General features: G+C 38.6%; 12 protein-coding genes. 6 read left to right on the plus strand and 6 right to left on the minus strand.

The features are described from left to right. Positions 1 to 34: 34 nt before the first annotated feature. The 6 genes from carB to DBO93_RS12035 form a co-directional block, all read right to left on the minus strand. Positions 35 to 3,253 carry a carbamoyl-phosphate synthase large subunit gene (gene carB, locus DBO93_RS12010; protein ID WP_108456562.1) on the minus strand — a complete coding sequence of 1,073 codons (3,219 nt, stop codon included), beginning with the start codon at positions 3,251 to 3,253 and terminating at the stop codon, positions 35 to 37. A 29-nt stretch (positions 3,254 to 3,282) separates the two neighbouring features. Further along, a complete protein-coding gene (gene carA, locus DBO93_RS12015; RefSeq protein WP_108456563.1) occupies positions 3,283 to 4,428 on the minus strand; it encodes a glutamine-hydrolyzing carbamoyl-phosphate synthase small subunit in 1,146 nt (381 codons plus the stop codon). Positions 4,429 to 4,729: 301 nt separating this feature from the next. Then, positions 4,730 to 5,536, minus strand: coding sequence for a 4-hydroxy-tetrahydrodipicolinate reductase (gene dapB, locus DBO93_RS12020; RefSeq protein WP_108456564.1), 807 nt, complete (start codon positions 5,534 to 5,536; stop codon positions 4,730 to 4,732). A gap of 12 nt (positions 5,537 to 5,548) precedes the next feature. Next, entirely contained in the window at positions 5,549 to 5,995 is a 447-nt protein-coding gene (locus DBO93_RS12025; protein ID WP_108456565.1) for a hypothetical protein, read from the minus strand. Between the two features lie 105 nt (positions 5,996 to 6,100). Continuing rightward, entirely contained in the window at positions 6,101 to 6,724 is a 624-nt protein-coding gene (locus DBO93_RS12030; protein WP_108456566.1) for an FKBP-type peptidyl-prolyl cis-trans isomerase, read from the minus strand. A gap of 161 nt (positions 6,725 to 6,885) precedes the next feature. Further along, positions 6,886 to 7,869, minus strand: a complete 984-nt coding sequence (locus DBO93_RS12035; protein ID WP_108456567.1) for a 2-dehydropantoate 2-reductase — start codon at positions 7,867 to 7,869, stop codon at positions 6,886 to 6,888. Between the two features lie 320 nt (positions 7,870 to 8,189). Between DBO93_RS12035 and DBO93_RS12040 the strand changes: the two genes are divergently transcribed. The 6 genes from DBO93_RS12040 (at position 8,190) to DBO93_RS12065 (ending at position 15,829) form a co-directional block, all read left to right on the plus strand. Next, positions 8,190 to 9,563, plus strand: a complete 1,374-nt coding sequence (locus tag DBO93_RS12040; protein WP_108456568.1) for a hypothetical protein — start codon at positions 8,190 to 8,192, stop codon at positions 9,561 to 9,563. A gap of 5 nt (positions 9,564 to 9,568) precedes the next feature. Beyond that, positions 9,569 to 10,693, plus strand: a complete 1,125-nt coding sequence (locus DBO93_RS12045; protein WP_108456569.1) for a cytochrome c peroxidase — start codon at positions 9,569 to 9,571, stop codon at positions 10,691 to 10,693. Further along, positions 10,686 to 11,477, plus strand: coding sequence for an MbnP family protein (locus DBO93_RS12050; protein WP_108456570.1), 792 nt, complete (start codon positions 10,686 to 10,688; stop codon positions 11,475 to 11,477). Before DBO93_RS12045 ends, DBO93_RS12050 begins: the two co-directional genes overlap by 8 nt. A 574-nt stretch (positions 11,478 to 12,051) precedes the next feature. Further along, positions 12,052 to 13,419 carry a hypothetical protein gene (locus DBO93_RS12055; RefSeq protein WP_108456571.1) on the plus strand — a complete coding sequence of 456 codons (1,368 nt, stop codon included), beginning with the start codon at positions 12,052 to 12,054 and terminating at the stop codon, positions 13,417 to 13,419. A 162-nt stretch (positions 13,420 to 13,581) separates the two neighbouring features. Then, complete coding sequence (locus tag DBO93_RS12060; protein WP_108456572.1) at positions 13,582 to 14,889, plus strand: sugar ABC transporter substrate-binding protein; 1,308 nt, start codon at positions 13,582 to 13,584, stop codon at positions 14,887 to 14,889. A gap of 67 nt (positions 14,890 to 14,956) precedes the next feature. Beyond that, positions 14,957 to 15,829 carry a sugar ABC transporter permease gene (locus tag DBO93_RS12065; protein ID WP_108456573.1) on the plus strand — a complete coding sequence of 291 codons (873 nt, stop codon included), beginning with the start codon at positions 14,957 to 14,959 and terminating at the stop codon, positions 15,827 to 15,829.

Raw genomic sequence — 15,829 nt, forward strand, 5'->3', positions numbered from 1 at the left:
TTATATTTCAGAACAAATTAACGATTCAAGTAACTTATTTACAGCGTTTGTGTAACTCTTGTATTGAATTTACGATATTGCGATCATCTGCTGCGTGCGATTGACAAGCGGCAAATGCGGCATTCAATGTTGTAGTATATGCGACTTTGTAACGTAAAGCACCACCACGTAAAACTTTTGAATCTTCAATCGCTTTACGACCTTCTGTGGTATTAATAATGTAGGTGTACTCACCATTCTTAATTCTATCAAGAATATGTGGGCGACCTTCATGTACTTTATTAACTAAACGACAAGGTATATTCGCTTCACCAAGAATAACAGCGGTGCCGTGTGTTGCATCAATTTCATAGCCTAATGCGACCATTTGTTTTGCTAAATCAACTACACGTTCTTTATCACTATTACGCACAGATATTAATGCACGACCATCTTTAGGAACCGATACACCTGCGCCTAGGTTGGCTTTAGCATAAGCTTCTTCAAATGTTTCGCCGACACCCATAACCTCACCCGTTGAACGCATTTCTGGCCCAACTAATGGGTCACTACCGTGGAATTTGTTAAACGGAATAACCACTTCTTTTACAGAGAAATATGGTGGAATAACTTCTTTAGTAACACCTAGCTCTTTAAGAGTTTTACCCGCCATTACACGAGCACCAATTTTAGCTAATGGCACAGCAGTAGCTTTCGAAACAAATGGAATCGTACGCGCAGCTCTTGGGTTAACTTCAATTAAGTACACTTTGCCGTCTTTAACAGCCATTTGTGTATTCATTAAACCAATAACATCTAGCTCAAATGCTAAGTCTGTTACTTGCTTTCGCATTACATCTTGAATTTCTTGGCTTAAGCTATACGCTGGTAGTGAACATGCTGAGTCACCTGAGTGAACACCTGCTTGTTCAATATGCTGCATTATGCCGCCAACTACCACATCTGTACCATCACAAACCACATCAATATCAACTTCAATCGCGTCATCAAGGAAGTGATCAAGCAGCACTGGCGAGTCGTTCGATACATTTACCGCTTCAGTCATATAACGACGTAAATCATCTAAGTCATAAACGATTTCCATTGCACGGCCACCTAGAACATAAGATGGGCGAACCACTAATGGAAATCCAATAGCTTCGGCCTTAGCCATCGCTTCTTCTAGAGATGTTACGGTAGCATTTTCCGGTTGTAATAAACCTAAACGGTCAACTGCTTGTTGAAAACGCTCACGGTCTTCTGCACGGTCAATTGCATCAGGAGAAGTACCAATAATTGGCACGCCTGCCGCTTCTAAAGCACGAGCTAGTTTCAGTGGTGTTTGACCACCGTATTGCACGATAACGCCTTTAGGCTTTTCAATGCGCACGATTTCAAGTACATCTTCAAAAGTAATTGACTCAAAATATAATCGGTCTGAGGTATCGTAATCGGTAGAAACTGTTTCAGGGTTACAGTTAACCATAATGGTTTCATAACCGTCTTCACGTAATGCTAATGCGGCATGTACACAACAGTAATCAAATTCAATACCTTGACCGATGCGGTTTGGACCGCCACCTAAGATCATAATTGATTCTTTGTCTGTCGGGTTAGCTTCACACTCTTCATCGTAAGTTGAATACATGTAAGCTGTATCGGAACTAAACTCAGCAGCACAAGTATCTACTCGTTTGTAAACAGGGAAAATACCCGCTTTATGACGCTTTTTACGAATTTCAGCTTCACCAACACCAATTAAGTCAGCTAATCGAGAGTCAGCAAAACCTTTACGTTTTAATTGACGCAAGTACACAGGTGTTAATATTTTTAAGCCACCTTCTTCTACTTTTGCTTCTTCTAAAACAATATCTTCAATTTGAACTAAGAACCAACGGTCAATTTTAGTTAAACGATAAATATCATCAACTGATAAACCTAAACGAAAGGCATCAGCGATATACCAAATGCGATCAGAACCGGCTTCTTGCAGTTCATGCATGATTTTAGTTTTAGCACCCGGCTGAGTCACATCAACCATAGGGTCAAAACCGTTTACGCCAACTTCTAGGCCGCGTAAGGCTTTTTGTAATGATTCTTGTTGATTACGTCCAATAGACATAACCTCGCCAACTGATTTCATTTGCGTCGTTAGTCTGTCTTCAGAGCCGGCAAATTTCTCGAAGTTGAAACGTGGAATTTTTGTCACAACGTAATCGATTGTCGGTTCAAATGAAGCTGGTGTAGCGCCACCTGTTATATCGTTAGTTAATTCATCAAGCGTATAACCAATGGCAAGTTTGGCTGCTATTTTAGCGATTGGGAAACCCGTTGCTTTTGATGCTAACGCCGAAGAGCGTGAAACACGTGGGTTCATTTCAATAATAACCATACGACCAGTATCAGGACAAATACCAAACTGAACGTTCGAGCCACCCGTTTCAACACCAATTTCACGTAATACCGCAATCGATGCATTTCGCATAATTTGGTATTCTTTATCAGTTAACGTTTGTGCTGGTGCAACCGTGATTGAGTCACCGGTATGAATGCCCATAGGGTCAAAGTTTTCAATCGAACAAATAATGATACAGTTATCATTTTTGTCACGAACCACTTCCATTTCATACTCTTTCCAACCGATTAATGATTCATCGATTAATAATTCAGAAGTCGGCGAAAGGTCTAAACCACGCGTACAAATTTCAGTAAACTCTTCGCGGTTATAAGCAATACCGCCACCCGAGCCGCCCATGGTAAAAGATGGACGAATAATACAAGGGAAACCTAAGTTTTTACTTGCTGCGTGGGCTTCTTCAAGTGTATGTACAATCTCAGCTCTTGGCGTGTCTAAACCAATGGCTTTCATTGCTTTGTCGAAACGACTACGATCTTCAGCTTTATCAATTGCATCTGCTGTAGCGCCAATCATTTCAACATTAAATTCTTTTAATACGCCTTTAGCTTCGAGCTCAAGCGCACAGTTTAATGCGGTTTGACCACCCATAGTCGGTAATACCGCACAAGGACGTTCTTTTTCAATAATTTTACGTACCACTTCCCAGTGAATTGGCTCGATGTAAGTGGCATCAGCCATTTCTGGGTCGGTCATAATGGTTGCTGGATTCGAGTTTACTAGAATAACTCGGTAACCTTCTTCGCGCAGTGCTTTACACGCTTGTGCACCTGAATAATCAAACTCACATGCTTGGCCAATAACAATTGGCCCTGCGCCTAAGATCAAGATACTTTTTAAATCAGTACGTTTTCCCATTTTCTATTCTCTCTTCTCTTGTCTAAGGGCTAAGCTTTTTTCGAAGCAACGATTAAATCGATAAAATGATCGAACAATGGTGCAGCATCTGCTGGTCCTGGGCTCGCTTCAGGATGGCCTTGGAAACTGAATGCTGGTTTGTCTGTACGATGAATACCCTGAATAGAACCATCAAATAATGATGAGTGCGTCACTTTTAAATTTTCAGGTAAGTTATCTTCATCAACAGCAAAACCATGGTTCTGAGCGGTGATCATCACAACATTGCGCTCAAAGTCTTTTACTGGGTGATTTCCACCATGGTGTCCAAACTTCATTTTAATGGTTTTAGCACCACTGGCTAACGCTAACAATTGATGACCTAAACAAATACCAAATACAGGGATATCTGTTGTTAAGAATTTTTTAATTGCCGTAATAGCATAGTCACAAGGTTCTGGATCACCTGGACCATTTGATAAGAAAATGCCATCAGGGTTCATCGCTAATACTTCTTCAGCCGACGTTTGTGCAGGTACTACGGTAAGTTTACAACCACGGTCTACTAACATACGTAAAATATTACGTTTAGCACCGAAATCGTAGGCAACCACATGAAACTCTGATTTTTCAGGTGTAATATGGCCTTTTCCTAGCTGCCAACTGCCTTCTGTCCATTGGTATGATTCTTTAGTTGAAACAACTTTAGCTAAGTCCATACCTTTAAGGCCTGGAAATGCTTGCGCTTGAGATAACGCTTTAGCAGCTTCAACACTTGCATCAGTAATATCACCGGCGATAATACAACCGTTCTGCGCGCCTTTTTCACGTAAAATACGCGTAAGTTTGCGGGTGTCTATATCGGCAATACCTAAGATATTCTTTGCTTTTAAGTAGTCGCCTAAACTTTGCTCGTTGCGAAAGTTACTTGCTAATAATGGTAAGTCACGAATTACTAAACCTTTTGCCCAAATAGTGTTAGATTCTTCATCTTCACTATTGGTACCTGTGTTACCTATGTGTGGATAAGTAAGGGTAACAATTTGCTCTGCATAAGAGGGATCAGTCAGAATTTCTTGGTAGCCAGTCATTGAAGTATTAAAAACTACTTCACCAACAGACGCCCCTTCTGCACCGATAGCGGTGCCCTTAAATACAGTGCCGTCTTCAAGCACTAAAATGGCAGATTTAGTCAATGTAACCTCCGTTAAGAAGAAAGAAAATTAATGGTCAAACAACTAATAACTTAACCATTAATGATAAAAGCGATACGTACAAAAATTGCCAAAACTTTACTCATGAACGTCATGAACTGTAAATTTTTGACAAAATCCACTTATTTTACGCTTGTAAGCTTCTTTCGTCTAGTAATAATTGTAAAAAACTCTCTGTTTTTGACGTAATTGATACAAAGACCTCAAAAACAACACTTTACTCTAAAAACCACCCGTAAATACTAACCATTTAGTCAGGTTTATATTAATTAAAGTAATTTATCTAATCTTTTAAACCTAGTACGTCTTGCATGTCATAAAAGCCGTTATTGGCTTCACTTAACCAAAAAGCAGCGCGCATAGCGCCTAAAGCAAATGTCATGCGTGAGCTTGCTTTATGGGTTAACTCTAATCGTTCACCAATATCAGCAAAGTATGCAGTATGTTCACCAACAATATCGCCAGCGCGAACCGTTGCAAAACCTATTGTTTCTCGGCTGCGCTCTTCCGTAATACCTTCTCTGCCATATACGGCTACCTCATTAAGGTCACGTCCTAAGGTATCAGCAATAACTTGGCCCATTTTCACAGCCGTGCCCGACGGTGCATCTTTCTTAAATCTGTGGTGCGCTTCAAAAATTTCTATATCAGTATAGCTACCAATCGCTTTAGCCGTAATCTCAAGTAACTTAAACAATAAGTTAACGCCAACACTGGTATTTGGAGCCAAAACAACCGGTATGCTCTTACCGGCATCCTTAATCGTCTCTACTTGTTGATCTGAAAAACCTGTGGTACCAATAACAAGCGCTTTATTGTGTTGCTTGCACCAGTTAATGTGCTCTAGCGTAGCTTCAATTGAGGTAAAATCAATTAACACATCTGCCGCTAATAATGTTTGATAATCTGTGGTTGTTTTTTTGCCAATAGCGCCAATACCCGCTATTTCGCCCAAATCAAAATTTTCGAATGAAGAACCAACTCGAACACTACCACCAACAAGCTCAACAGATTTATGCTCTATTGCTGCCTGAATTAAATTGCGGCCCATACGCCCGCTACAACCTAAAATAGCTACTTTTACTTTCATGAAAACGTATTCCTAAACGCTAATGCTATAAGCTGACTTATAAGCAATGTTAAAAGGGGTATTTAAATCAATTGATTGACTAAGCTCTTGTGACACTACATTAAATATTCGCCATTGGCCTTCTTTTAAAAGCAAATGATAAAAAGCAGAGAAATCGGTAAAAACTTCATCTTTAGAGTCAATAAACTGCCAATCAATACAAGCCAGTACTAAATCGTCTTTTAACACACTAAAACTCGATTTTAATGGGATGAAATGTTTTATCTCTGCATGACTGAGTACAGTAAATATATCTATGAATTCTCGTTTGAAGGCTTCTTCGTTATCAATTAAAACAACTTTATCAGGTGTATGCAAAGTACATGGCAGTTGATAACACTGTTGTGTTTCTGCCATATTCTGCTGATGAAACGCCGCGATATAACGTTGAAATAATTTTTCGATAACTGTTTTTTGCATTGGTTACTTAATACCTACTGGGTATAACTCAAACTTGGTTAAACCAATTTGATTAATTAAGCTTATAAAAAAGCCCTCAACTGAGGGCTTTTAAAAAAATCTTATTTAGCTAACAACTGATAACAACTCAACGTCGAATATCAAGGTTGCGTACGGAGGAATTGCACCTTGAGAGCCACGCTCACCGTAAGCTAAACCGTAAGGTACGTATAAACGCCATTTCGAACCTTCAGTCATTAATTGTAATGCTTCAGTCCAACCAGCAATAACACCGCCTACTGGAAATTCAGCAGGTTGGCCACGTTCAACAGAGCTATCAAAAATATCACCATTGATGAATGTACCATGGTAATGCACGCGTACTGTGCTTGCAGCAGTTGGCGTTTCGCCTTCACCCGTTGCGATTACTTCGTACTGCAAACCTGATTCAGTTGTTGTTACTTCATCACGTTTTGCATTTTCAACTAAAAACTCTTCGCCTTCAGCTGCTTTAACTTTAGCTTCAGCTTGCTCTAGTTCTTGCATTTTTTTAGATACAATACCAAATGCTTCATTTAAATCTTCATCAGATACTTGGCTGTCAGCATTTGCAATAGCATCTGCTAAACCAGCTTGTACAGCTGATACGTCAAAGTCTTTAAAAGGGTTGTTACGAAGTTGGTCACCTAGTTGACGACCTACGCCATAGCTTACGCGTTGTTCAATTGTTTCAAATTTATTTTCAGACATTATTTAATCTTCACTTAATTTATACGATAAAAATTCGCGATACAATAGCATAAATTTCACGCCCTCTGAAGGGCTAGCGTTAGCGATTTTGTTATTTATTATAAATTTTTTATCTTTAATTGTACTTGACACGTTTTGCCTGCAATCATCTTTTACTCTATCTAACCTTCAGTAATTTTCTGATAACACTGCGTTAACACTGGGGCTGATAAATTAAATTCTTTTACTAGCATCATTGGATAAGCAACGAGTACATCAAATTCGGAGTTATTCCCCGCTGCCAAGTCTCGTTGCATTGAGGTTTCACTACTGTCGGGTAAGCGTGATAAAAAGCTCAATGTTTCTTTAATATGTTTATCGCCAAGGTTTACGCCAGATTTTCGAGCAATATCTGCATATTCATTAACAATACGCTCTAATAAAAATGCGATATGACTTTGTGAACGAATTTCGCCTAAATTCAATTTTCTCGCTGAGGCTAAAGCTCCCCAGGCAGCAACAAGTATGTACTTTCGCCACAATGCCAGTTCTATATCACTCGTTACCCCGACACTAATACCTGCTAATTTTAAGCGTTTAGCTATTGCACTAAGCCGTTCAGTTTCATCAGCTTGCAAGGCAGCACCCTGCTCATTCATTTTTAAAGCCGTATTATCTACTATGGGTTTATTAATAAAAGCACCTAAAGTGATATGAGGTTTTGCGCCGGTATGATTGATCACACCCGTAGCCGATTTTTCAGCAATAATTTTTGCTAAACCGCCAATAATATTTTCACGTGGGATGCCCTGAGCCTGCGTTATATCAGCAGCATTAACACCATTTAACAAAGGTATTACGCGGGTATTATTTACGATTAATGGTTTTATTTGTGCAATAGCTGTATTTAATTGATAAGACTTTACGCAGATAAATATAACATCGGCAGGTGTTGCTAAACTATTAATCGTTAAGCTTTCGCCATCAACCACATTAACATTATTTAGCTGAACATCACCTTCTATACTCTTGATCATCAATCCCGATGTTTGCATGGTTTTAAATTGCTCGCCCCGGGCAACAAACGTAACATTTTCACCGTGCTGCGCTAAGCGGCCACCAAAATAACCACCAACAGCACCACAGCCAACGATAACAAAATGCATCACTCATCCTTTTAGTTCTAATTTAGGGTGAAGTTTATCATGAAGATACTCAAATGATCAGACGCTTCAGGGCTAAAATTTAAATAACAACAATTTGTGATACCCATGATTTCAACTAAACTTATGGGTTGTAACTACGGTTTCATCACTATAGATGAAATTACGACATCTAATTTACAAGAACATAGATAGTATTAGAAAAACAGAAATACGTTTAATTGCAGTATTCAATTGTATTAAGGGGTATGGAGTAATGTTTATCTGTTTTTATGAGTTTGTTCAAAAATATAATACAAACAAATAACTCAAGGGACATTATCATGAGCAAAGTTATATTAATTGCCTTAGCTATAGTCTTATTCAGTGGTTGTGGCGATGCCAGCAAAACATCGAGTACTGCAACAATTGATAAAACTGAAACGAGTAGTAAAGCGACTAAAGAACAAACAACTACACAAAATGATGCTATTAATATTGAAGAAACTCAAGCAATGGTATTACTTAGTGGTCTGCCAACCTTAGGTACTTCCGATAGCATCGCTATTATTGATATGGATCCCGACTCGGCCAATTTTGGCAATATACTTTATGACTACCCACTCCCCAAACTTGATGCACCTATGCACCACCTTTATTACAGCCCTAACGGACGTTTGTATGCCACGGGGCTGGGCTCTCAATGTAGCTTAGCTGAAATTGACTTGGTCAGAAACGCAAAAGCTGAGCCGATAATTAGTAATTTTGAATGCTTAAACACCAACGGACAAAATGTTGGAGAAGATATTATGTGGCATAACGTCAATGGTGAGCTAACGATGTTCGTTACCTTTATGGGCGGCTCTGATTTAACTCAAATTGACGCAGGTACGGTCGGCGTATTCAATGCCCAAACGAATGAAGTCATTAAAATTATTGAAGCAAGAAAGTCTCAAGTAGAAGCAGGTCAGCCTTATATCATGTTCCCACATGGCATTTCAGCTTATGGGGATAGAATGGTAGTCACATCTTCTACTCACCCAGCCATTGCCACAGAAGTTGGTAATTCCATAACCATTATCGATTTAAATACTTTAAAACCAATCGAAACTATTGTTATTGAAGATGCCAAGCCTGTGGGCTTCCCTTCATCGCCTGTCGAAGTGCTTTTTGTTCGTCCCAGTATTGTCGAAGGGGTGGAGCCAGCTATTTTGGTTAATACTTTATTCGGTTTTGAGACTTGGAAAGTGCCTTATAACGAGAAAACTAAAACGTTTAATACGCCAGAAAAGTTATATGACGGAGCCACAGCAGGTACAGCAGTACCGTTAGAGTTTTATGGTAATGAAGATGAATTATTTATCAGTCATGGCGTGCCCGGTATAGTTAAACGCTACGATTTAAAACAGTTACCCAATTTAGTATCTTCAGGCGAAGATATAAAGGCAGAAAGCGGTGCGCATCACATGATATTTTATAAAACCGCAGCCGGTCGCAAGCTCATTGCCGTACAAAACAATTTATTAAATTTAGGTGACGCTAAAGACAATGACCCCACCGACATAGATTTTCTGGTGAAACTAAATCACCACTCGGTCACCGTACATGATCTTGTTACGGGCGAGCGATTGGGCGAAATAAACTTCAAAGAAAAGTACAAAAAAGGTATCGATAATATTGAAGCATTATTTGGCTCAGGCTTTACGCATCATCATTAATTGTCATGAAAATCACCGCAATAGTTGTCGCCATCGCTTTTCTATTTATAGCGGCAACTATTTACAACTTACAAAATAAAAAGCCGACCACTCACCTTGTCGAATTCACGGCACCTTTTATTTTTGGCCGTTTTACCGTGCCAGAAAGTAATCCTTTAACCCAAGAATCAGTACTACTTGGCAGAAGGCTTTTTTATGATCCAATATTGTCTAGCAACAAGAAAGTGTCTTGCGCGACCTGCCATAAGCAAGCACTTGCCTTTACTGACGGTTTAAAAACATCCGTAGGCGTGTCAGGAACTACTCTTGCTTTCAACTCTATGAGCTTAGTGAATTTAATGTGGGGACCCAAGCATTTTTTCTGGGATGGTCGTGCTTCATCTCTTGAAGAACAAGCAATTATTCCCATTACACACCATGATGAAATGGCGTGTAATATCGAAACACTGATCGTTGATTTAAATAATGATGAGACCTACAAAAAGCTATTTAAACAAGCTTTTGGAAATATAAGTGCACAAAATATAGCGAAAGCGCTAGCAAGCTTTCAGCGAACGTTGATTTCAGCTAATTCACGATACGACCAATATTTACGTGGCGAAATATCTCTAACCGCCATAGAAGAACAAGGTCGTAAGCTTTTTATGGCCCATCCTGATACTAAAGTGGTATTACGTGGGGGAAATTGCATTGATTGTCATAGCCAATTTCTCACCAGCGGCTTTGGCACTATGTTTGATGGCTTTAGCAATAATGGCTTAGATAATGATCAAACATTACAACCTGGCTTATTTACGTTAACGCAAAATGAAGCGCATCGAGGCTTATTCAAAGCCCCCACATTACGCAATATAGCGGTTACATCTCCATATATGCATGATGGCCGTTTTGCTACTTTGCATGAGGTTTTAGCGCATTATAATGGCGGCATTAAGCGCAGTAAAACGCTCAGCCCATTAATTATTGAAGCAGATAATATTCCAAAAACACAAAACGATCATATTAGCTTAAACCTCAATGATGATGAAGTAACCGCCATTATTGCATTTTTACATACGTTAACTGATGAAGAATTCTTAGCTAACCGTGCTTTTTCAAACCCTTTTATCGCCGAGAATAGTGATGACTAAATCTAACAACAGCAAAATTAATAAGAGCAAAGTGTTTTTTAGCCTATTAATGCTAGCACTTGTATTAGTGGTGATTTCAGTTTGGCTTCGCCCTTCTCCACAAGACTTAACTTTGCGCTTTCACCCCTTTGTTGGCAATAAACCTTTGGTGCTGAACACTCAAAGCTATAAAAACCCCGGTGGTAATGGCGAATTTTCAATCAGAGACTTTCAGTTATTCATTAGTAATATTCGCCTAAGCTTTCCGGCTAAAAGCCTTACGGAACAAGAAAGCTATCATCTTGTTAGATTTGACGGGAATAAGACTTTCGACCAAATTGTTATCCCAAAAATAGAAATTAGTAACCTTAAACAATTAACATTTGGTGTTGGTATAGACCCAAAAGCAAATGGCTCACTTATGTTTTCAGGTGATCTAGACCCAAACAGTAGAATGGCCTGGAACTGGCAAGTCGGTTATAAATTTTTGTTATTAGAAGGTACGTTAACAATAGATAACAGCCAACTTCCATTGGTCTACCATATTGGCTTCGACGAAAGTTATACCGAGCTCAATTTTGACATACCTAATAAAATCATGACAACAAAGGGGGTTATTAACTTTAAAGTTGATCTGCTGCGTTTATTTCAAAAACCCCATCCCGCAAGTAAAGAGTTAATAAAAATACAGTCACCAATAAGTGTTGAATACATTGATATGTCTGAAATGCCGCATGTAAAATTTTATCCCAAAGATGTAAAAACACTTGCCGAAGGCTTTCATGATTTTATTAGTCTTATGTAATTTTAATCGGTACAAAAACAAACATCATATTGCTCATATTCTAATTCGCTATTGTTAAATTATTACAATTTACATTGGCAAATTTTAACTTAATAAATTTTTTATAATCCGCTAATAATCACTGTCTATACTTATATTTAATATATTTATATCACAGCCAGAGATGCCAAGTAACTTTATGTATTTTTGACTGTGAAATTTAAAATTTTATACGTTTTTATTATATAAGAAAGCCTCTATTAACATCATATTAACTATGTAAAACAATAAATCTGTTTAATTGAAAATAAATGAACACTATAACTGTCTGAATAAAAACAAATATAAAATTTAATTCAAATATACCGCATATTTTTCGAACAAACTGGTTGACGACAAAAACTCCTCGTGGGAATATGACCATGCATTGAGCAATTGCCCTAACCGGACTTTATGCCAATCAATAGAAACAATGTAAAAGCAGTAGAATTATTAATAAAATATAAAATATTCATACTTTGCTCTTATTCATACTTTAGTTTGAATGAGGTATAAAAAAACTAACTCTGCCATTAGGTAGAAAGGGGAAATATACATGTCTAACTCAAAAACACACAAAGCTCTTAACAACAAGTCAACATCGAAATTTGGTAAACTAGGTATGCTTGCTGCAGCGGTAATGGCAGCATCATCGCCTGCATACGTGCAATCTGCTGAATTTCTAGATGGTCTTGCAGAAGTTAACTTTTTAGCATTACAAAATTACCAATCAATTCAAGCAAAAGAAGGAGCTTTTCGTCCTGTTGATGAAGAACAATCTTCTGGCTTTGGTCGTTTAAGAGTAAACTTACAACTTAAGTTTCACATCAACGAGCATATCGTAGCCGATGTCGACATTGCAGAAGAGCCAAATGATTTCGGTAACAACGGTGACCGAGATTTTGCCTTTCACCAAGATTTTGCAGGTATCGAATTTGAATTACTTGGCCTAAGCGGTCAAGCACGTGAAAACGCAAACCTAACACTCCGTTTAGGTAACATTGGTGCAGCTCCTTTCCAATTTAAAGGTTTTCAAGATGGCGCTGATAACCAAGGTAATGCCTTAATTGGTAACGGTATCACTGACTATGCAACAGCAGAAAATGGCATGCAATTAAGCTACAGCGAGTCTTATGATAGCGGTACTATCCGTGGCTACAATGTTGCAGGTCATATTACTACTTCAAGTTTTGGCGAAGCTTTCCAAGAAGATCGTGGTTTCAATTACCGTATTCAAGGTACGCTTGAATTTGAAGGTGGCTTTAAAGTAGGTTTAAATTATTTCCAAGCTAATCAAGGCGATCAATTACGCTTTGAAAACGGCGTAGCAAGCTTGGCTGGTGTAACAACAACTAATTACCGCTTTGGTGATGGTGAAAACTACAACTTCTCTGCTGGCCCTTCTAGCGAACGTGATACACATGTAGGCGTAATGCCTGGACTAGAACAATCTATTATTCAGTTAAACTTAGCATATCAACCTACCCCTGATACCAGTGTTATTTTAATGGTTGGTAAATCAACTGATGATTACACTTTCGCAGATGCTGCAGGTAATGCAGTAGCGGGTGTTACATACTTCGGCGATAATGGCGTTGCTGATGCTAACGGAACAACCTTTGATTCAAATACCGTAATTAAAGGTGATACTTCTGTTGAGTACTATACCATTGAAGCACAACACTACATTATTCCTAACAAATTCTATGTAGCAGCTCGTTACTCTGATGCTGAAAACACTTCAGATTTAATTGCACAAACTGACAACAATGTAGAGCGTATTCAAGTAGCCGCTGGTTACTGGTTCAATGACAAAACATTATTAAAGTTTGAATATGTTGATCAAGAAGAAGGTGTTAACTCAGGCGGTCAAATCGGTACAGGTTTTGACGGATTTACGTCAGAAATATCGGTTAAGTTTTAAGTTATCTGCCAACTTAAGTTGGCTAATTTAACTTAGTAAGTAAGGGGCTTAGCATTGTAATGCGGCTCCAGTCTACCTAGACTAAAAAAAATTAAAAATACAATAACAGTCTCATTTATCACCCTTAAGTGAGACATTAATTTTGAATATGGGGAATACCAGATGATGAACAGATTAATTATGTTGGCTTGCGGCGTTATGACCATGAGCGCTGCTGTTTCAGCAGAAACAATCACTATCGCTACGGTAAACAATGGTGACATGATCACCATGAAAGAACTTAGTAGTGATTTTACTGACAAAAACCCGAGCATTGAACTGAAATGGGTAACACTAGAAGAAAATATTCTTCGCCAACGTGTGACAACTGATGTTGCTACACGCGGTGGGCAATATGATGTAATGACCATAGGTACATATGAAGTACCAATTTGGGGAAAACAGGGTTGGTTAACAGAGCTTGATAAATTAGGCGCTAACTATGACATAAAAGATTTACTCCCTGCAATTAGCAGTGGTTTAACCTTTGATAATAAACTATTTGCTGCACCATTTTATGGTGAAAGCTCAATGGTAATGTACCGCACTGACCTTATCGAAAAAGCCGGTCTTAAAATGCCTAAAAGCCCAACTTGGGATTTTATTCGCAAAGCAGCAAAAGCAATGACGGATAAAGAAGAAGGCATTTACGGTATTTGTTTACGTGGTAAAGCAGGTTGGGGTGAAAACATCGCACTTATTACCGCTATGTCTAACTCATTCGGTGCTCGCTGGTACGATGAAAACTGGAAACCACAGTTTGACACGCAAGAGTGGCATGACACATTACAATACTATGTCGATATTATGGAAGAATCGGGTCCTCCAGGCTCTTCAGCAAACGGTTTCAATGAAAACTTAGCGCTATTCCAAACAGGTAAATGTGGTATTTGGATTGATGCAACCGTTGCTGGTGCATTTGTTACTAACAAAGAAGACTCTTTAGTCGCTGATAAAGTAGGTTTTGCTTTAGCCCCTCATAATAATTTAGGTAAACGTGGTAACTGGTTATGGGCTTGGACTTTAGCCGTACCTGCAAGTAGTAAGAAGTCTGACGCTGCAATGAAGTTTATTAGTTGGGCAACGTCTAAAGAATACACTGAATTAGTAGCAGACAAAAAAGGTTGGGTAAATGTTCCTCCAGGAACAAGAGCTTCACTTTATAAAAATCCTGAATATATGGCTGCAGCTCCTTTTGCACAAATTACTTTAGATTCAATTCAATCAGCAGACCCTAAAAACCCAACCGTAAAACCGGTTCCTTATGTCGGTGTGCAGTTTGTTGCTATCCCAGAGTTTCAAGGAATAGGAACAGCAGTTGGACAACAGTTCTCTGCAGCATTAACTGGAACAATGACAGTGAAAGAAGCGTTAGAAACTTCTCAACGCCTAGTTGAACGTGCAATGAGAAAAGCACGTTATCCGAAATAGTTCATTGGTTATTGGTGGGTAAGCCGCAAGTGCTTACCCAATTACTTACTTTTAAAAGGTCTCTGTGATGGCGACAACAAACTCACGCACACTCGCTCGGTTAATGTTATTTCCTTCAGTAGTTTTGCTGTTGGCTTGGATGTTGGTGCCGTTATGCATGACATTGTATTTTTCGTTTTTAGATTACAATTTGCTTACGCCCGGAAATAATGAATTCATCGGATTTTTAAACTATGAATTTTTCCTAACAGACCCAGCATTTCTTACTTCATTTTTTAATACAATCTTACTTGTTGGTGGTGTTTTATTGATCACCCTAGGCGGTGGTATTGGTTTAGCAATATTGCTTGATCAAGCTATATGGGGACGTAACTATGTCCGTATTATGGTACTGGCGCCATTTTTCGTTATGCCGACTGTTTCGGCTCTCGTGTGGAAAAATATGTTGATGAACCCTGTTAATGGTTTATTCGCTCATTTTGCCGATTGGATTGGCGTTACCCCAATAGATTTCTTTGCTCAAATACCATTATTGTCAATTATTATCATTGTTTCATGGCAGTGGTTACCTTTTGCAGCGCTAATATTACTGACTTCAATTCAATCATTAGATCGTGAGCAACTTGAAGCAGCAGATTTAGATGGTGCTGGACCATTCAGTAAGTTCTATTACATCGTTATGCCTCATTTAGGTCGAGCAATTACCGCGGTAATTTTAATAGAAACTATATTTTTACTGTCTATTTTCGCTGAAATTCTAGTAACGACTAGCGGTGGACCAGGTTATGAGTCAACCAATATTACCTATCTAATTTACACACAATCATTACTACAGTTCGATGTAGGTGGTGGTTCAGCAGGTGGCATTGTTGCCGTTATTATCGCCAATATAGTTGCAATATTCTTAATGCGATTAATTGGTAAGAACTTGGAGAATTAA

This window comes from Colwellia sp. Arc7-D, from assembly GCF_003061515.1.
Classification (GTDB): Bacteria; Pseudomonadota; Gammaproteobacteria; order Enterobacterales; family Alteromonadaceae; genus Cognaticolwellia.